Genomic DNA, 18,741 nt, shown 5'->3' on the forward strand with positions numbered 1-18,741 from the left:
TCCCCTTGAACCACCCCGGGAGGACGGCGGCCCACCGCCCTCCCGGGCTCCTCGCGGCTACAGGCCGCGCGGGTCGTAGTACTCGGCCGAGGCCTGATCGTGGTTGCTCGCTCCGCCCACCGCGAGCACCGTGCCGTTGCGCAGCAGCGTCGCCGTGTGCCGGTAGCGGTCCACGTTCATCCGGGACGTCACCGACCACGTGCCCGTCGCCGGGTTGTAGCGCTCGGAGGCGTACTGGATGCCCAGGAGCTGGTGGTAGCCGCCAGCCACCAGCACCTCGCCATTGTCGAGCAGCGTGGCCGTATGCCAGCGGCGCGGCGACTTCATGCCTCCGGTGGGCAACCACGCGCGCGTGGCCGGGTCATACAGCTCCGCCGAGGCGCTCAGGGCGATGTCGATGCCCGCCCCACCCACCACCAGCACCCGGCCATTGGGCAGCAGCGTGGCCGAGTGCCAGGCACGGCCCGTGCTCAGGCTCCCCGCGCTCGTCCACGTGCCCGTCGCCGGATCATAGAGCTCGGCGCTGGAGAGCAGCGCGTCTTCCTCCACGTCGTCCTCCGGCTGCTCGCTGCCTCCCGTCACCAGCACCTTGCCATCGGGCAGCAGGGTCATGGTGTGGAAGCCACGCGCCTGGGCGAGGCTGCCCGTGGCGGACCACACGCCCGTGGCCGGGTCATACAGCTCCGCCGAGTTCAGCGCGGGGCCGCGCGACTCCGTGCCGAAGCCACCAGCCACGAGCACCCGGCCATCATTGAGCAGCACGGCGGCAGGGTAGAAGCGCCGCGCGGTGAGCGAGCCGGTGGCCTGCCACGTGCCCGACGCGGGAGCGTAGAGTTCGGCGGAGGGCTTGCTGGTGGAGCCGGTGCCGCCCGCGATGAGCACGCGGCCATCGCGCAGCCGGGTGGCGGTATGGCCGCGGTGGGCGCTCTGGGTGCTGCCCGTGGGGGACCACGTCTTGGTGAATGGATCATAAAGCTCGGCGGTGGAGTTGAAGCCACCGGCCGCCAGCACCCGGCCATCCTCCAGAAGGGTCGCGGTATGGGACAGACGTGGCAGCGCCATGCCGCCCGTGGGAATCCACCCGCCCTGGGGAACCTCCTCGCACGCGGGGCTCGGCACCACCGTGATGGTCCGCGTCACCGTGCTGGTGAGGCCCACCGAGTCCGTCGCCGTGTACGTGAGGGGGTAGGTGCCCGGCACCCGGGTGTTGACCGTGCCCGAGCGCGTCACCTGCCGCCCACCCGAGCACTCGTCGTAGGCCATGTAGCCCTGCTCCACGAAGTTCTCGCCACACGGCAAGGTGACGGAGGCGGAGCCGTACAGGCTGAGCATCGGGCGCCGGGTGTCCACCACCGTCGCGGTGTACGAGCAGGAGAACTCGTTGCGGGACGGATCCCGCGCGGTGTACGTCCGCCGGGTGGTGCCCAGCGGATAGAAGTTGTTGGACGGTCCGATGACATCGGCGATGCCGCAGTTGTCCTGGGCGGACTGGGGCGGATACACCCCGAAGAGGCCGCCGCTGTAGCACTCGGCCGTGAAGTCCCCCGGGCACTCCATGGTCGGCGGGGTGGTGTCCACGGCGGAGACCGTGGCCGTGCAGCTCGAGCTCAGACCCGCGGTGTCCGTGCAGGTGAGCGTCACGTGCGTGGTGCCCGGACCGAAGCTCACGAGGCTCTGCGTGCACTCCTTCAGGTTGCCATCCGGATCGTACGAGCCCGCGTTCACCGAACCGCTCACGCCGCAGGTGGGGCCCACCGCCAGCGACAGGTCCCTGCACTGCGCCACCGGAGGACGGTTGGCGGGGGTGACGGAACGGCACGAGGCGCTGCAGGTGCCCGAGCCGTTGGCGGCCCCCGTGTCACACTGCTCGCCCGGATCCACCACGCCATCGCCACACCAGTGCGTGCGGCACACCGACGAGCACGGCGTGCCCGGCACGCCATTGCGCGGACCCGTGTCGCACTGCTCGGGGTACTGCACCACCCCGTCTCCACAGCGCACCGGCGCCGCTCCGCGCACCAGCACGTACGGCACGCCCCGCGAGCCATCCGCGAAGTCCCGGGAGCCCGGCCAGCGAGCCCGGAAGGGATCATCCCGCGCGATGACGAGGGGAGTGAAGTTCGCCTCGGGATAGGAGACGAACGCCTCGTGCACCGAGCAGCCCCAGTTGGACAGCACGCCGTCCGTCAGGCCCGTGAGGGCCTCGTGCGAGGCGACGATGTGCGCGTCGTTGTAGCAACCCACGCCCGTCACCACGAAGGAGCCGAAGGGATCGAGCACCGGGACCGGGACGGGGACGATGGGCAGCGGGTCCGGCGTCTTGGGCGGCTCCACGTGGTAGTAGCAGCTCAGGCTGATGTACATGCCTGTCTTGCCCGGCTGGGCGGTGGCGAACTTCACGGCGTTGAAGGTGACCTGATCGTCCGCCTTGCCGTGGTAGACGGGATCCGTTCCCACGATGATGACGTTGCCGTCGATCACCGGGCCCCAGAGGTGCTTGGTGCTCTCGGCGGCCGCCATGCGGCCCACATCCGTCTTGCACGAAGGGTCTCCCAGGATGATGGCGCGGTAGGAGGCGAAGTCCGCGGAGCCCAGGGACATCCAGCGCGCCCGGTCGAAGACATCCACCTGATAGCCCAGCGCCCGGGCCTTCCGCTCCTCGACGCTGTCGCCCGCCCGGAGGATCTCCACCGTGTCGCGCAGGATGAGCACCTTGTCGCCGCTGACCAGTCCCTGGGGCCGGGTGCTCGCTCGCGGGGAGACCGCGTCCGGCTCGGACCCCAGCGGCTCGCCGTCCAGTTCCGACAGGGACTCGCCACCACAGGCCGCGAGCACCAGCACGCACGCGGCCATCCACGCGCGCATCGGGATGCCGCGACACCTCTCCAGGTGAAGCTCGGATTGCATTGATAGAACTCCGTCTCGAAGCGTCGCGCACGGCGCCACACGCCGCCTTGGCGGCAATCGCGCTCGTCGCGCCCGCGGTGCCCCGACGGAGAGGGCACGCGATTATTCATGCAATGCGCGCGAAACCCGCGAGCACGTCCCCGCCCGTCAGGCCAGGGGGGCCCGGGCCGAGCGCAGGGCGTCGATCAGCTCACGCGCCGAGGCCGGGTGGCCCTGTCCCTGCGGGGTGAAGAAGATGCCCACCGGCATGCCCTCCTGCTCCAGTTGGGGCAGCACGCTCTCGAGCAGCTCCTGCAACGGGATGGCGCGCGGCTTGAAGCCGGACCACAACCGCGTGGCACACAACTCAGCGAACTCGGGGGCCGGCCAGAGGGGCAGCACGTCCCGCCCGGCGTCGTCGAGCGCGAGTGCCCAGCCCTCTCCATCCAGGCCCCACACCTCTCCTGACTCCGTCACACGCTGAAGGAAGTACGCGTAGCGCCGTGCGGCGGGCAACCGCAGCACGGCTTCGATTCGTTCCTGATTCTGCTCACGTTCCATCCGAACTCCCCGTGATCGAAGGATTTGCGATGGGTCCGACATGCGCCGCCGCCCGCCGGGCCCGCGCCAGGAGCGAGACGCCCTCCTCGGCACAGCCCCACGACAGTGTCCCCCCCGCCCCCCGCGACGTGGTGTCCGGCGAAAGCTCACGCGCCCAGAGGTCCACGGGGTACCCGGCTTCCAGCAGCCGGACACCACAGGACAGCCCGGAGACTCCACCACCGAGGACGATGACGCGCATGGGAGGCACAGGAGGAAGCCATCCCCGTTCTATCGCGGTGGGGCTGGGGAGGCGAAGACCCCCCCTCCCGTTCCAAGTTGGAAAATACGGAAGTTGGGTGTCCCAGGAAGGCTGAGGCACAATGGCCCCCCATGGAGCAGCAGGCCCTCGCGCTGGATGTGCGGCAACTGGAGAAGTTGAGTGTGCTGCAGGACGAGGACGCCCCCAACCTGGTGGCGGAGATGGCCCAGGGCTACCTTGCCCGTACCCCGGCGAGGCTCTCGCGGCTGCGTGAGCTGCTGACGGCGGGCAATGCCGGACTGCTCGCGAACGAGGCCCACGGCCTGGCGACAGCCAGCGGGATGTTCGGCATGATGCGGGTGCGCCAGCATTGCAAGGCGCTGGAGAACCTCGCGCGAGGCCCCAGCCTGGAGGGCGCGGAGGGGCTCCTCACCCAGGTGGAACAGGCCTACGCCGAGGCCCGGCCCCTCCTCATGGCCGAGCTGAAGCTGCGCGACTGAGCACCCGCCACCGCCGAGCCGGCGGTTCGCGCCGAATATTTCAACCGGGACGTCTCCTGGGCGGACCGTCCGTGGCCCCCTTCGACACATGGCGTCGTGGGTCCATGTGGGCACGGTCCAGCGCCAACGTGCTCTACTGGCGCTCCACCCCAGCAGGAGAACGCCGCAAGCATGCAGCAAACCCCCCAATCGCGAGAACTCGAGGTCCTGGCCGCGGCGCGCTGGCGCGTGGCCGCCGTCCTCACCACGGCCACGCTCGTGTCCTATTTCGGCTTCATCCTGCTCGTGGCCTACAACAAGCCGCTGATGGGCCAGCAGCTCGTGCCGGGGCTGTCGGTGGGCATCCTCCTGGGAGCGCTCGTCATCATCGCCGCGTGGGCCTTCACGGGCGCCTACGTCTGGTGGGCCAACGGCCGCTACGACAAGACCATCCGCCAACTGCGCCGCTGACCGAGGACTCCAACCGCCATGAATCAGGCAACGACAACGATTGGCCAGGCGAATCCCACCGCCATCATCTTCTTCCTCGCCTTCGTGAGCCTCACGCTGGGCATCACCTACTGGGCGGCGCGCCGCACCAAGACGACCTCGGAGTTCTTCGCCGCGGGCGGCGGAGTGAGCGCCGTGCAGAACGGCTTCGCGCTCGCGGGTGACTTCATGAGCGCCGCGAGCTTCCTGGGCATCGCGGGGCTGGTGGCCCTCTCGGGCTTCGATGGCCTCATCTACTCGGTGGGCTGGCTGGTGGGCTGGCCGGTGGTGACGTTCCTCATCGCCGAGCCCCTGCGCAACCTGGGCAAGTACACCTTCGCGGACGTGGTGGCCTACCGGCTCAAGCAGACGCCGGTGCGCCTGGCGGCCGCGGTGGGCACGCTCACCGTGGTGAGCTTCTACCTCATCGCGCAGATGGTGGGCGCCGGCAACCTCATCCGGATGATGTTCGGCCTGTCCTACGAGGCCGCCGTGCTCATCGTGGGCGGGGTGATGATCCTCTACGTCCTCTTCGGCGGGATGATCGCCACCACGTGGGTGCAGATCGTCAAGGCGGTGCTCCTGCTCGCGGGGGCGAGCGCGCTGGCGCTGATGGTGCTCGCGCGCTTCTCCTACAACCCGCTGCTGCTCTTCCAGGAGGCGGTGAAGCAGTACGGGCCGGAGACGCTGGCGCCGGGCAAGCTGGTGTCCAACCCACTGGAGACGATCTCCCTGGGGCTCGCCCTGATGTTCGGCACGGCGGGACTGCCCCACATCCTCATGCGCTTCTACACGGTGCCCGACGCGAAGGCGGCGCGCGGCTCGGTGTTCTACGCGACGGGGCTCATCGGCTACTTCTACCTGGTGACGTTCATCCTCGGCTTCGGCGCCTCGGTGATCGTGGGCCGGAGCACCATCACCCAGGTGGACAAGGGCGGAAACATGGCCGCGACGCTGCTGGCCGAGGCCGTGGGCGGCACGCCGTTCCTCGGCTTCATCTCCGCGGTGGCCTTCGCCACCATTCTCGCGGTGGTGGCGGGGCTCACGCTGTCGGGCGCGGCGGCGCTGTCGCATGACCTGTGGACGCACGTGGTGCGCAAGGGCCAGTCCCCCGAGCACGAGCAGTTGCGCGTGGCGCGGCTGTCGAGCCTCGGGCTGGGCGTGCTCGCCATCGTGCTGGGCCTGCTCTTCAAGGGGCAGAACGTGGCGTTCATGGTGGGACTGGCGTTCGCCATCGCGGCGAGCGGCAACTTCCCCGCCCTGCTGTTGTCCATGGCGTGGAAGGGCTTCACCACGCGCGGAGCGGTGGTCAGCATGCTCACTGGCACAATCAGCGCGGTGGTGCTCATCATCCTGTCGCCCACGGTGCAGGTGGAGATGCTCGGCCGGCCCGAAGCCTTCTTCCCGCTGAAGAACCCGGGCCTGGTCACCATGCCGCTGGCCTTCCTGGTGGGCTGGGTGGTGTCGATTCTCTCGCCCGAGCCCGAGGCGGCCCAGCGCTTCGCCGAGGTGCGCCACCGCATGCACATGGGCAAGGAGGAGGACGCCGTGGCCCCCGCGGCTCCGGCGGCGCCCGTGGTCCCCGCGACGCCCCACAACTGACGGGTGGAAGGCGCTGCCACCAGGAGGCGTGGGTTCCTCCTGGGTGGGCTGTTCCCCGAGGCCACGGTGGTATGGAGTGGAGCCATGGCCTTTCGCGACATCCTCCTCGCCGTGCTGGTCGCGGCGATCTGGGGCTTCAACTTCGTCGTCATCAAGGAGGGGCTGGACGCGTTTCCGCCCCTGCTCTTCTCGGGACTGCGCTTCCTGTTCGCGGCCTTCCCCGCGGTCTTCTTCCTGCGCCGCGGTTCCCTCGGCTGGAGCACCCTCCTGAAGGTGGGTCTGGTGCTGGGAGTCGTGAAGTACGCGCTGCTCTACCTGGGCGTGAAGGCGGGAGTACCGGCGGGGCTGTCGTCGCTGGTCCTCCAGTCGCAGGTCATCTTCACCACGGTGCTGTCGGCGTACCTGCTCAAGGACTCGCCGTCGCCATGGCAGCGGGTGGGCATGGGCGTGGCGCTCCTCGGCATGGTGCTCATCGCCACCACGCGCCAGGGCGACGTCAGCGGCCTGGGTCTGGCGCTCGTCATCGCCGCGGCGGTGGCGTGGTCCTTCGCCAACATCCTCATCAAGAAGGCATCGGTGGACACCTTCAAGCTGATGGTGTGGATGAGCGTGGTGCCGCCGTTGCCGCTGTTCGTGCTGTCCTTCCTCTTCGAGGACGGTCAGACGGAAGCGCTGTCGCGGTTGATGACCGTCAAGGGAGCGGGGGCCGTGCTGTACACGGGCCTCCTGGCCACCATCCTCGCGTTCGGCATCTGGGGCCACCTGATGCGCAAGTACTCGCCCAACGTGGTGGCGCCCTTCTCGTTGCTGGTGCCCCTCTTCGGCATGGCCTGCTCCTCGCTGGTGCTGGCCGAGCGGCTGAGCCCCGTGGCCATGGGGGCCGCGCTGCTCGTCTTCGCCGGATTGGTGCTCATCGTCCTGGGCCGGCGCCCCCTGCGCCTTGCCTCGCCAGCGAGCGTCCCCGTCATCAAAGGATGACCGGGAACCACTTTCACCCGAGCTGTCTCTCTAGAGTTTCTAGACGCGCATCGAGGCGCACAGGAAGCCGCCGTGATCACTGACATTCAATTCACCGGGGAGCACACAACACCGCTGGGACTCCAACCGGCCACGCTCCGCGAACTCAAATCGCTCGTCGTGTTGGCCGGACCCAATGGAGCCGGAAAGTCCCGCTATCTGGAACTCGTTGAGAAGATCTCGGGTGTCGTGGAATCCGCTCGCAATGACCTGGAACACAAGAAGAATCTCCTAGAGATGTTGGAGGGAAGCCGTGACTCGCCCGACAAGCGTCATGCGATTGAAACCATTCAGAGCCAGATCCCTGGACTCCAATCCACACTACAACTCATCAAGCAAAGTGGAGAGACCGCCCTCAAGACCATCCCACTGACGTACAACATCAACATCGAGTACAAATCGGACAGTATCGTCAGAAGATCAGGAGAATATGGTAGAAATCCCCTTACTGCCTCACCTGATTCCGTTGACGAAACGGTGGCATCCAACACGGCCGGTGGCTTCAACAGTGCCCTTAGAAGTGTCTACGCATACTTCTTCGAAGTGGCCCGTGCGATCCACGAAGCAGAGCATCCACGCTCACGAGAGATAGAGGAAGTCGTCCAAGCACTCGCGGATGCGAAGGCCTTCAACAAGGTTCTACGCGCGCTCCTGAACGTGGAAATAGAGCCCGCCCTGAACGCGAACAGGCGAGTCGTCGCGCAGATCCGAGGCCGACCGTTCGACCCCGATGAACTATCCAAGGGAGAACTCGTCCTGGCTGTCTGGGCAATCCTCCTCCATCGGCAGAAGGATTGGCTCAAAGGCGCCTGCATCTTGATTGATGAACCCGAAAACCACCTCCACCCCGACGTCTGCATCAGGGCGCTCTCCGCGCTCCAGAAGGACATCATCGGACCCGATGGACAGATCTGGTTGGCCACCCACTCCATCCCATTGATCGCGCACGCGGGCATGGATTCGGTGTACTTCGTGGACAATGGCACCATCACGTACGCCGGCAACAAGATCGAAAAAGTCATCGACCGGCTGATGGGAGGGCACGAGGGACGTACCAAGCTTCGCACGTTCCTCTCCGATGCAGGGGAGATCGCCTTCGATGTCTTCGCCGCTCAATGCCTGCTCTCCCCCGAAGTGGCGAGTGCCCGGGAAAAGGACCCACAGCAGGCACAAATGGTGGGAATCGCGTCCAACACCGGAGGCCACAAGGAGAACGTTCGCATCCTGGATTTCTCGGCGGGAAGAGGTCGCTTCGCCGCCGCCCTCAAGCAAGCGGGCCTCACGGCCAACCGCCCGTTCACTTACTACGCCTTCAACGATCCTCGCTTCTCCAAGCAGGACGAAGCTCAAGAGTGCTTACAGCACATCCGACAGCTCGAGCAGCCAGGCGCCCCCGAGCAGTACCTCGTTGATAGCCTCTACAAGCTCACAGGTCCAGGCTCGGCACCGATGGATATCGTCGTGATGTGCAATGTGCTCCACGAGGTTCCCGTGGAGGACTGGCAGCGGTGCTTCAACGACATCTCCGACGTCCTCGCCAAGGATGGAAGGCTCGTCATCCTCGAGGACCAGCTTCCCAACGTGGGCGAGCTGCCACATGAGAACGGATACGTCATCCTGGACGAACTGGCGCTCCAGGAACTCTTCCGCTCCCAGGAGGCCGTGTGCCCCCTCCACACGGAAGCCAATGCCCGGCTGACGGCATTCGCCATTACCCGGTCGGCGCTCAAGAAGGTCACCCCCAAGAGCATCGGCAAGGCGCTCGGCAAGGTGTTGAAGCGCGCTCATGCGGAGATCCGTCAGATTCGTGCCGTCGAGATGAGTCAGCGCACGTACCAACTCGGACGCCGGCACGCACACTTCACCCTTCTCTACGCCAATGCCCAACTCGCGCTGGAGCGATACCCGGAGAAATGACCTCCGGGAAACATCGCACTCAGAGGAGCATGACGCATGAACACGTTCGAGTGCCGTAGCTGCAAGCGCCAGTTCCAGAACAGCACGCCAATCTGCCCCTCCAACCAGAGCCACATCGTGGCGCTGGTCAGGATTCCTCAGTCACAGCTCTCCCCTGCGCAGAATCGGCTCGCGTCCAACACACTGACGCTGAAAACGGAGGGCCCAGTCGAACACGGTGGAGTGTTGCCCACCAGCGCTTTGCTCTCACCGGGAGATTGGACGGAGAGTGATCGTGAGAACGCCACCCAACGCTGGAAGGATGCCTGCCTCTACAATCTGAGGGCGAACAACTTCCGCCGCTACACCCGCATCATCGAGCGCCGGGATTTCTACCGCTGGTTCTACAAGTACACAGCCAGCCGTGGTTACCACACTCGGTGGGCGCTAGCCGCGTCCATCGTGGCCACGGGCGCGCATGAGGTCGCCATCATGAACCCGGGCCTCGAGGACCTGGGCCGTATGGTCGATACCGTCAGTAACGAACTCCAGGGGATGATGCGAGAAGGCAATCAGGTCATCTTCGATAACGTCTTTCCCAAACTCGGTGAACTCCTGGGACGTCGACTTCAGGGCAAGCCGGCATTCAACTGGGACATGAGTACCCTCTCCGAGGAGCAGACACTCATCCAACCGCTCTACCAGGGCGTCTCCCAGGCGACACGCGTCCAACTCAACCGAATTGCCCGCCTGCAGGGACTACCCGGCGCCGTCGCGACCGTCTCGCCTAGCGCCGTCGTGGAAGACGATCCTCCTTATGTCCGGGGAGGCCGCGTCCCCGCCTTCGCGGGTACCGCGCTCACCGCCATCAACGAGCGATGGCACTATGGTATGCTCCTGGGCAACCAATTCACTCCTGGAGGTACGGGGTACGACCCCGCGCTCCACAAGCGCCCAGCGCCCTCGGCCGGTTATGTGAATGGTACCGAACTCGCCCGGGTACGCATCCGTCCCAACCTCCACAGGCTCGACGCCGCGCTCGATGGTAGCGCTATTGGTACGGCGTGGCTCACCAGGGAAGTGGAGGCCCTCCTGCGGAGGCTGACGCCCGCCGAACAGGCCGAGATCCTCAGGGATCAGAGACCTGAAGGGGGCCGTTACTCCTTGAGTTGCAGCATCATCAACCGCCGGGCCATGTGCTCCGTGCTGGCCATATGGCGCAGCAATCTTGAAGCGCAAATGCGCTTCTTGAGCAAGCACATTGGAGGGGAGAACAACGGTCCATGGATAGACATGGAGTACAGTGACATCGCCCCCATCATCCGTCCCTTCAGCCAAGCCGAGAAAAACCGGCTTCATACCCCGGAATGGCAACGGATCTTCACTCTCGTCTGCGATGACAAAAGCATTTTCGCGGCCACCAAGGACCTGGGTCTCCCAGAGGCCCTTCGAACGCAGTGGATCAACCGGGAGAAGCGCTTCTTCCACTGAACGCCATGGGCTCCCACGACAACACCAGGAACAAACTTGGATGGAGAACAGGACTGGCCGCGGCGGTGCTGCTCCTCGCGGTGCTCCTCGTGCGCCTGAACTGGATGGACGCGTTCCTACCTCCCCTGCCAGGGAAGAGCGACATGGAGTGGGCGCGAGAAGTCGAGCGAGAAAACAGCACGGGACATGAGTCGGCCGAGGCGGTCATCGCGACCGGGAGCAGCTTCTCCGTGGTGGGCCACACCAACTCCCGGCAGCCCGGTATCCAGCAGGCATGGGTGCTCCGGTTCGACAGGGCTCCGCCCCCCCGCTGGGAGCGCACCTATGGAAAGAAAAAGCCCGGGACCGGGACCCTGGGCCGTGCCATCGCATCCATGCCGGGAGGAGGGCTCATCGTCGCTGGGGAGGAGCAGATCGCGGTGGGTCGATTCCAGGGATGGCTCCTCGCGCTCTCTCCGGAAGGAGATGTCCTCTGGGAGCAAACCCCCGGCCACGGAGTCATGAATGGGCTCAATGCCGTCTCGGTACTCGAGGACGGCTCGATCATCGCGGGGGGAGACCAGGACGGAGTGGGCTGGGTGGTGCGAATGGATCCACGGGGCCAGCAGCTCTGGGAGGCCAGTCTTCCACAGCTCGAGCATGTCACCGCCCTGGTATCGCTCCCGGCTCAACGCGTCGCCGTTCTCGGGACCGCGGAAACGGCGACCGTCGGGCTGGGGAGTTCGAGGCTGTTGCTGCTTGAGTCCGATGGCCGGGCCACCGGGGAAAAGAGGTTGCCCATCGAAGGTCGTGGGGAGTTGGACGCGCTCGCCCTGCTGCCGGATGGAGGGCTCGTCGCGACCGGTCGCCGGAGCCGTCCTGATTCGACAGACTGGCGCCTCTGGGTGGTACGCATGGATCCTCGAGGGGAGACCCTCTGGGAGCACGTCCCGGAGGGGGCCCAGATGGAAGCTGGCCATGCAGTCACTGCATTCCCCGATGGGGGCATCGTCGTGGTGGGCTCCTCATGGAGGGAGCCGCTGACCGACCAGGAGGCCAAGGTCTGGCGCTTCTCCGCGGAAGGGCTCCTGCTCTGGCAGCAGACCTACGGAGGTGCCGAAAACGACGTGGGCGACGGCATCGCCCGGTTGGCGGACGAGAGCCTCGTGGTCGTGGGAACGACGACTTCCCAAGACGCGGGCAAGACGGACTTGTGGACCTTTGGACTCACCCCCGAAGGGCAGTTGCTCTGGGAAGAGACGTTTGGGGCGCCCTGAAACGGGGGTTTTCGGAGCACACTGGGTCCATGACCATCGAGACACTCTCGTCGAAAGAGGTCTACCGCAACCGCTGGATGACCGTGCGCGAGGACGCCATCCGCAGGCAGGACGGCACGAGCGGTATCTACGGGGTCGTCCACAAGCCGGACTTCGCGCTCGTCATCCCCTACGAGAACGGCGCGTTCCATCTGGTGGAGCAATACCGCTACCCCGTGAAGGGACGCTACCTGGAGTTCCCCCAGGGCTCCTGGGAGGAGCAGGTGGACGCGCCGCCCGAGACCGTCGCCGCGGGCGAGCTCCAGGAAGAGACCGGGCTGGTGGCCGGACGCATGACGTACCTCGGCCACATCCTCACCGCTCCCGGATACTCGACCCAGGGCATGCACGTCTTCCTCGCGGAGGAGCTGACTCCAGGCCCCCAGCGCCTGTCCTCCGAGGAGGGAGACCTCGTGGTCACCCGGGTCACCCTCGCGGAGTTCGAGGCGCTCGTCCTCGAGGGCCGCATCAAGGACGCATCCAGCATCTCGGCCTATGGCCTGCTGCGCATCAAGAAGCGCCTGCCCTGAGACACCTCGTCACTTCGCCAGGACGCGCTCCCACGGTGGGCTGTCGCCGAAGCGTTCCGCGAGGAAGTCGACGAACGCGCGCACGCGCGGCGGCACCATGCGCCGCTGCGGCATGACCGCGTGGATGCCCGTCTCCGGAAGCGTGTAGCCCGGGAGCACCACCCGCAGCCGCCCCGCGCGCAGGTCGTCCGCGATGTGCCAGACGGAATGAATGGCGATGCCCTCGCCAGCGACGGCGGCGTCACGCAGCAGTTCGCCGAAATTGCTCTCCAGCCGTCCACGCACGCGCACGTCGACGCCACGGCCCGAGGCATCGAGCAGGTTCCACGTGTCCTGCCGTCCCTTCGCGCCGAACAGCAGCAGGCACTCATGCGCGGCCAGTTCGTCGGGCTGGCGCGGCGTGCCGCGACGCCGAAGATAGACGGGTGAGGCGCACAGCACGCGCCGGTTGTTCGCGATGCGGCGCGCGACGAGGCTGGAATCGCCGAGCGCGCCGATGCGGATCGCCAGATCGAAGCCCTCGCTCACCAGGTCCACGAACTGATCGCTCAGGTGCACGCTCAGCCGCACCCGCGGATGCCGCGCCATGAACTCGGGCAGCAACGGCGAGACATGCATGCGCCCGAACGAGGCAGACATCGTCACCCGCAACGTGCCCGCGGCCTCCGCCCCCGAGCGGCGCAGGTGGGCCGCCAGCGTCTCGAGGTCCTCGACCAACGGGCGGCCCTGCTCGGCGAGCAGCGCCCCTTCCGGCGTGGGATGCAGGCGGCGGGTCGTGCGATGCAGCAGGCGCACGCCGAGGTCGCGCTCGAGGCGCTTCAGCCGCAGGCTGGCCACCGCCACCGAGAGATCCAGGCTCCTGGCGGCGGCGCTGATCGACCCCAGGTCCAGCACGCGCAGGAACAGGCTGATGTCGGCGACACGGTCCATTCTCAAGATTCTATTGAAACTGAATCCAGATACCGGCGGATTCTGAAAAAGACGTGGCCGTCTAGGAGCCTGTCGGAGTACCTCGGCTACCCACTACATGAGGGGTAGTGCGACTCAAACACACCGCTACGGTTGGTATGTAGGAGTCGTTTTTCGGCAGTACTCCGACAGGCTCCTAGGTTCTCCTCATCCTCCCACCCCGTCTCTCCCTCATCGGAGTCATCCATGGAGTACCGCTTTCTCGGCGCGTCTGGCCTGAAGGTCCCGGCGCTCGGTTTCGGCGTCGGCACGTTCGGCGGCAAGGGTCCGTTGTTCAGTGCGTGGGGCAACACCGATGTCGCGCAAGCCACCCGTCTCATCGACATCTGCCTCGACGTCGGCGTGAACCTCTTCGACACCGCGGACGTCTATTCCGATGGCGCCTCCGAGTCGATCCTCGGCGCGGCGATCAAGGGACGGCGCGACCGGGTGCTGCTGTCCACGAAAGTGTCACTGCGCGCGGGCGAGGCACCCAATGACGTGGGCTCCTCGCGGCACCATCTCATCGGCGCGGTCGACAAGGCCTTGCGGCGCCTGGGCACCGACTACATCGACCTGCTGCAACTGCACGCCTTCGACGCGATGACCCCGGTCGAGGAAACGCTGTCGACCCTGGATGGCCTCGTGCGCGCGGGCAAGCTGCGCTACCTCGGTGCGTCGAACTTCTCCGGATGGCAGCTCATGAAGTCGCTCGCGGTCGCCGAGCGTCGCGGCTACTCGCGCTATGTCGCCAACCAGGCGTACTACTCGCTGATCGGACGTGACTACGAATGGGAACTGATGCCGCTCGGCATCGACCAGGGAATTGGCGCGGTGGTGTGGAGCCCGCTCGGTTGGGGACGGCTCACCGGGAAGCTCCGCCGGGGCCAGACCCTGCCCGAGGGCAGCCGGCTGCACGACACCGCCAGCTTCGCGCCACCGGTCGACGAAGAGCGTCTGTATCGCGTCGTCGATGCGCTCGATGCGGTCGCCATGGAGACGGGGAAGAGCGTGCCGCAGATCGCGTTGAACTGGTTGCTGCGGCGTCCCACCGTCTCCACGGTCCTCATCGGCGCGCGCAACGAGGAACAATTGCGCCAGAACCTCGGTGCGATCGGCTGGACCCTGACGTCTGAGCAGCTCGCCCGGCTCGATGCCGCCAGCGCCGTCACCCCGCCCTACCCCTACTATCCCTATTGGAACGGGCAGTTCGCCGAGCGCAGCCCGATCCCCGTCTGATGGCCCGTGCCCCTCCAGGCAGGCGAAGGAGCCCTCTCCGAGGTGCTCCTTCCCGGCGCGCGGGCGCTACACGGCCCCCGCCGGGCTGTCTACCCTGATAACCAGGGCAAGGAGGAGTTGAACCATGGGCGTCCGTACCGAGCATGACGCGCTGGAGCTCATCCACCAGCGGAGGGTCATCACCGAGGTTCCCGCCATGGGAACCACCTCACTCGTCGAGGCCGTGGCCGGAGGCCCGGTGAGCGGGAGCTGGCGCGCGCACGCCAAGGGCCGGTTGATGTACCGGCTGGGCCGCATGCTGCGCGCCTCGCACGACGTGCTCTCCGTGCGGCTCGTCGAGGGCAAGGTGGCCTTCGTGGACGCCTCGCTGTGGCCCGCGGTGTACCGCGTGGCCATGGAGCCCTCGCGCCGCCGCCGCTCGTTGGAGGGCCTGTCCCCCCAGGCCCGCGCCCTGCTCACCGCCGTGGAGCGCGACCGGGAGGTGCGTCTGGACAAGGAAGGCGCGTGGACCAAGGCCCGCGAGGCCCTGGAGGAGCGGCTGCTCGTGCACGCCTCCGAGGCCCAGGAGCCCGATGGGCGCTACGTCGTCGTCCTGCGCTCCTGGCGCGACTGGGTGTCGCCCACCATCGAGTACGCCGCCAAGGCCCTCTCCTACGAGGACGCCCTCGAGCGGCTGCGAGGGCACTGCGGTGGGGCCCCCGCGGGACTCGGCGCCTGGGTGCCCTGACGTCCTAGAACATGTCGGGCATCGCCGGAGGCGTTCCGGAGAAGAGCGCCTCGGCCGTACGCAGGGTGGTGTCATCGGCCTCCAGGACTCCGGCGAGCTGGAGCGCGGAGGGAGACAGGAAGCCGCTGTAGAGCGCGGCGAGCGCCCGGACATGCAGCTTCATGTCGCCCTCGCCGCCAGGACGCACCTGGGCCTCGCCCTCCTCCACCTCCAGGACGAAGCGGCCCTGGTTCTCCGGGAAGAGGTCGTCCACCACCTCCAGGTGCAGCGCGCCCGAGAGCCCGGGAGGGTAGCCCCGGGCCTGGAGCGCGCCGGGCACATCCAGCACGCGCAGCATCCAGTAGTCGCCCAGCTTCACCTGGTAGGACTGCTCGCGCAGCAGGAAGAGGAGCGGATGGACGGGCCCCCCTCGCCAGATGACCTCGGCGGCCAGCGAGCGGTGGTCTCCGAGGAAGCTCAACAGCCGGCGCCCCGCGGCCGGAGTGAGCGCCACGAAGTCGGTGAGGTGCAGCTCCTGCTTGTGGCCAAAGGCCGAGAGGTTATGGCGCGTCAGGAAGAGGTGGCCCTCCACCCCGAAGGCCCCCTCCACCAGGTAGCCATAGGCGCGCTCGCCTCGGGGCTGCCGGACACGGTTCCAGATGTACGGGCCCCGATCGAGCCAGCCCATCTGATGGCGCGCATGACGCAGGTAGACCTCGTGGAGGGCGGGCATGTCGGCCTCCTCCACCGGCCGCAGCGCGAGCGACCGCTCCTGGAAGTCGATTCCGGACAGTTGCAGGCGGTGCTCGAAGCACGCCCCCGCCTGCTCGAAGCCCACGCTCCGGTAGAGCGGTTGGGTGGACGGGTAGAGGCCCGCGAGCAGGTGGCCCTCGGCGCGCAGTTCCTGGAGGACCTGGCGCATCAGGCGTCCCCCCGAGCCCTGGCCCCGGTGGGCGGGCGCCACCCCCACGCCCGCGACGCCGCCCAGGGACACCCGGCGCCCGCCCCACCACTGCCCCATGGGAATGAGGGCCGCCGTGGCGGCCACCGCTCCCCCTTGCCTCAGGAGCCGCAGCCGGGCCCCCCCCTCCTCCACCCGGCGCAGCCAGCCGAGCGTGAACTCCGAGGTCATGGCGAACGCCTGGGAAAGAATGTCTTCCGCCGAGGCCAGTTCCCGCTCATCCCGCGGGGCTCCGAAGTCCGCTACGGCCGCTTCCATGAAGGTCTCCTGGGTGTCGTGAAGGGGGGGTACAGCCTAGAACACACGCTCCCCGCCCGCCCCCCTGACGAGCGGACGCCGTGCTGGACAAGCCCACCCCCATGGTTAAAGGGAAGGACGTTCGCGTCCCGTTCACCGGACGCCCTCGGAGGAACCCCATGTCCGTCGACTCCCAGCGGGAGACCCACCACTTCCAGGCGGAGATCAACCAGCTCCTCAACCTGGTCATCAATTCGCTCTACAGCCATAAGGAGATCTTCCTGCGCGAGCTCGTGTCGAACGCCTCGGACGCGCTCGACAAGCTGCGCTTCCGCTCGGTCACCGAGCCGGAGCTGCTCGGGGGAGAGTCCGCCCTGGAGATCCACATCGTCCCGGACGCGGAGAAGGGCACGCTGACGCTGGAGGACACCGGCATCGGCATGACGCATGACGAGCTGGTGAAGAACCTGGGCACCATCGCCCACTCCGGCTCGCGCGAGTTCCTGGACATGGTGGCCCAGCGCGGCCAGAAGGACGTCAACCTCATCGGCCAGTTCGGCGTGGGCTTCTACAGCGCCTACCTCGTGGCCGACCGCGTCGAGGTGGTCAGCCGCGCCGCGGGGCAGACCCAGGCCTGGCGCTGGACGTCGGATGCCAAGGGCTCCTTCACCGTGGAGCCCGCCGAGCGCGCCACCCGCGGCACCTCCATCACCCTGCACCTCAAGGAGGACCAGAAGGAGTTCCTCGGCGAGTGGCGGCTGCGCGAGCTGATCAAACAGTACTCGGACTACGTGAGCCACCCCATCCACCTGGAGGTGAAGAAGACCACCGGGGAGGGCGCGGACGCCAAGACCGAGACGAAGCGCGAGGTGATCAACAAGGCGAGCGCCCTGTGGCAGCGCGCCAAGAGCGAGATCACCGACGAGCAGTACCAGGAGTTCTACAAGCACCTGTCGCACGACTGGGAGGCGCCGCTCGCGTGGACGCACTTCCGCACCGAGGGCAACCAGGTCTTCACCGGCCTGATCTTCGTGCCCAAGCACCCGCCGTTCGACTTGAACAGCCAGGAGCAGCGCGGGGTGCGGCTGTTCGTCAAGCGCGTGCTCATCATGGACCGCTGCGAGGAGATGCTGCCGCAGTGGCTGCGCTTCGTGCGCGGCGTGGTGGACTCGGATGACCTGCCGCTCAACGTGTCGCGCGAGCTGCTCCAGGACTCGGCCGTGGTGCAGGGCATCCGCAAGCACGTCACCAAGAAGACGCTGGACATGCTGGAGAAGCTCGCCAAGGACAAGCCCGAGGACTACCGCACGTTCTGGCAGGCCTTTGGCGCCGTGCTCAAGGAAGGGCTCGCGGTGGACATGGAGTACCGCGAGAAGATCGGCTCGCTGCTGCGCTACGAGAGCTCGCGCGAGGAGGGGCTCACCTCGCTCGCCGACTACGTGTCGCGGATGAAGGAGGGCCAGGAGGCCATCTATTACGTCTTCGGCGAGACGCGGAAGGCCGTGGTGGACTCGCCGCACCTCGAGGCGCTCAAGAAGCGCGGCTACGAGGTGCTGTACATGACGGACCCGGTGGACGAGTGGGCCAGCCAGGGCCTCAAGGACTTCCAGGGCAAGCCCCTGGTGTCGGCGATGCACGCGGACCTCAAGCTCAAGGAGACGGACGAGGAGAAGCGCGAGAAGGAGGAGCGCGCCAAGGGCCTGGGGCCGCTCGCCGAGAAGATGAAGGAGGTGCTCAAGGAGCAGGTGCGCGAGGTGCGCGCGTCGGACCGGCTCACCGACTCGCCCTGCTGCCTGGTGGTGCCCGAGGGCGGCTCGCACGCGTTCGTGGAGCGACTCTTGCGCGAGCGCGGCCGGAGCGTGCCGCGCGCCAAGCGCATCCTGGAGGTCAACCCCCAGCACCCCATCATCCAGCACCTGAGCGCCCTGCAGCAGAAGGAGCCCGGCTCGGAGCAGCTCAAGGAGTGGGTGGAGATGCTCTACGATCAGGCGCTGCTCACCGAGGGCAGCAGCGTGGAGGATCCCAACCGCTTCGCCCGGCGCATGACGGCGCTGATGACCCAGCTCGCGGCCCAGGGCGGCACCGCCCCCATCGAGGGCAACCACGCGGCGGCCTCCACCACGAGCGCCCAGGTGGCTCCCACCGCGAGCGCCTGAGCCTCCA

Annotated in this window: 15 protein-coding genes; 11 read left to right on the forward strand and 4 right to left on the reverse strand. The window is 67.2% G+C overall.

Annotated elements, in window-relative coordinates; genetic code table 11:
• Positions 1 to 57 precede the first annotated feature (57 nt).
• Positions 58 to 2,907 carry a kelch repeat-containing protein gene (locus tag F0U63_RS39695; protein WP_395838587.1) on the reverse strand — a complete coding sequence of 950 codons (2,850 nt, stop codon included), beginning with the start codon at positions 2,905 to 2,907 and terminating at the stop codon, positions 58 to 60.
• Between the two features lie 147 nt (positions 2,908 to 3,054).
• Positions 3,055 to 3,447, reverse strand: coding sequence for a DUF2750 domain-containing protein (locus F0U63_RS39700; protein WP_395838589.1), 393 nt, complete (start codon positions 3,445 to 3,447; stop codon positions 3,055 to 3,057).
• Positions 3,448 to 3,819: 372 nt separating this feature from the next.
• Between F0U63_RS39700 and F0U63_RS39705 the strand changes: the two genes are divergently transcribed.
• From F0U63_RS39705 to F0U63_RS39740, 8 genes are all read left to right on the forward strand, one after another.
• Positions 3,820 to 4,188: an Hpt domain-containing protein gene (locus F0U63_RS39705; protein WP_395838591.1), complete on the forward strand. Its 369-nt coding sequence runs from the start codon at positions 3,820 to 3,822 to the stop codon at positions 4,186 to 4,188.
• Positions 4,189 to 4,359: 171 nt separating this feature from the next.
• Positions 4,360 to 4,638 carry a DUF485 domain-containing protein gene (locus F0U63_RS39710; protein WP_395838593.1) on the forward strand — a complete coding sequence of 93 codons (279 nt, stop codon included), beginning with the start codon at positions 4,360 to 4,362 and terminating at the stop codon, positions 4,636 to 4,638.
• Positions 4,639 to 4,656: 18 nt separating this feature from the next.
• Positions 4,657 to 6,258 (forward strand): sodium/solute symporter, encoded by a 1,602-nt coding sequence (locus tag F0U63_RS39715; RefSeq protein WP_395838595.1) that lies wholly within the window; start codon positions 4,657 to 4,659, stop codon positions 6,256 to 6,258.
• 84 nt (positions 6,259 to 6,342) lie between these two features.
• A complete protein-coding gene (locus F0U63_RS39720; protein ID WP_395838597.1) occupies positions 6,343 to 7,236 on the forward strand; it encodes an EamA family transporter in 894 nt (297 codons plus the stop codon).
• A 72-nt stretch (positions 7,237 to 7,308) separates the two neighbouring features.
• Positions 7,309 to 9,192, forward strand: a complete 1,884-nt coding sequence (locus F0U63_RS39725) for an AAA family ATPase (RefSeq protein ID WP_395838599.1) — start codon at positions 7,309 to 7,311, stop codon at positions 9,190 to 9,192.
• Positions 9,193 to 9,228: 36 nt separating this feature from the next.
• A complete protein-coding gene (locus tag F0U63_RS39730; protein ID WP_395838601.1) occupies positions 9,229 to 10,662 on the forward strand; it encodes a hypothetical protein in 1,434 nt (477 codons plus the stop codon).
• 65 nt (positions 10,663 to 10,727) lie between these two features.
• Entirely contained in the window at positions 10,728 to 11,918 is a 1,191-nt protein-coding gene (locus F0U63_RS39735) for a hypothetical protein (RefSeq protein WP_395838603.1), read from the forward strand.
• Between the two features lie 29 nt (positions 11,919 to 11,947).
• Positions 11,948 to 12,487: an NUDIX domain-containing protein gene (locus tag F0U63_RS39740; protein ID WP_395838605.1), complete on the forward strand. Its 540-nt coding sequence runs from the start codon at positions 11,948 to 11,950 to the stop codon at positions 12,485 to 12,487.
• Positions 12,488 to 12,496: 9 nt separating this feature from the next.
• Here F0U63_RS39740 and F0U63_RS39745 read toward each other — a convergent pair whose 3' ends face one another.
• A complete protein-coding gene (locus F0U63_RS39745; RefSeq protein WP_395848495.1) occupies positions 12,497 to 13,417 on the reverse strand; it encodes a LysR family transcriptional regulator in 921 nt (306 codons plus the stop codon).
• Between the two features lie 225 nt (positions 13,418 to 13,642).
• On the opposite strand from F0U63_RS39745, the gene F0U63_RS39750 reads away from it, so the two are divergent.
• Together F0U63_RS39750 and F0U63_RS39755 are read left to right on the forward strand one after the other, a co-directional pair.
• Positions 13,643 to 14,674, forward strand: coding sequence for an aldo/keto reductase (locus tag F0U63_RS39750; RefSeq protein ID WP_395838607.1), 1,032 nt, complete (start codon positions 13,643 to 13,645; stop codon positions 14,672 to 14,674).
• Positions 14,675 to 14,798: 124 nt separating this feature from the next.
• Entirely contained in the window at positions 14,799 to 15,401 is a 603-nt protein-coding gene (locus tag F0U63_RS39755; protein ID WP_395838609.1) for an RNA methyltransferase, read from the forward strand.
• A gap of 4 nt (positions 15,402 to 15,405) precedes the next feature.
• Here the strand turns inward: F0U63_RS39755 and eis are convergent, their stop codons facing one another.
• Positions 15,406 to 16,599, reverse strand: a complete 1,194-nt coding sequence (eis, locus tag F0U63_RS39760; protein WP_395838611.1) for an enhanced intracellular survival protein Eis — start codon at positions 16,597 to 16,599, stop codon at positions 15,406 to 15,408.
• Between the two features lie 158 nt (positions 16,600 to 16,757).
• Between eis and htpG the strand changes: the two genes are divergently transcribed.
• On the forward strand, positions 16,758 to 18,734 hold the full coding sequence (gene htpG, locus F0U63_RS39765) for a molecular chaperone HtpG (protein WP_395838613.1): 1,977 nt from the start codon (positions 16,758 to 16,760) through the stop codon (positions 18,732 to 18,734).
• The last annotated feature ends 7 nt before the right edge of the window (positions 18,735 to 18,741 follow it).

The sequence above is a fragment of the Cystobacter fuscus genome (assembly GCF_044360685.1).
Classification (GTDB): Bacteria; Myxococcota; Myxococcia; order Myxococcales; family Myxococcaceae; genus Cystobacter; species Cystobacter fuscus_C.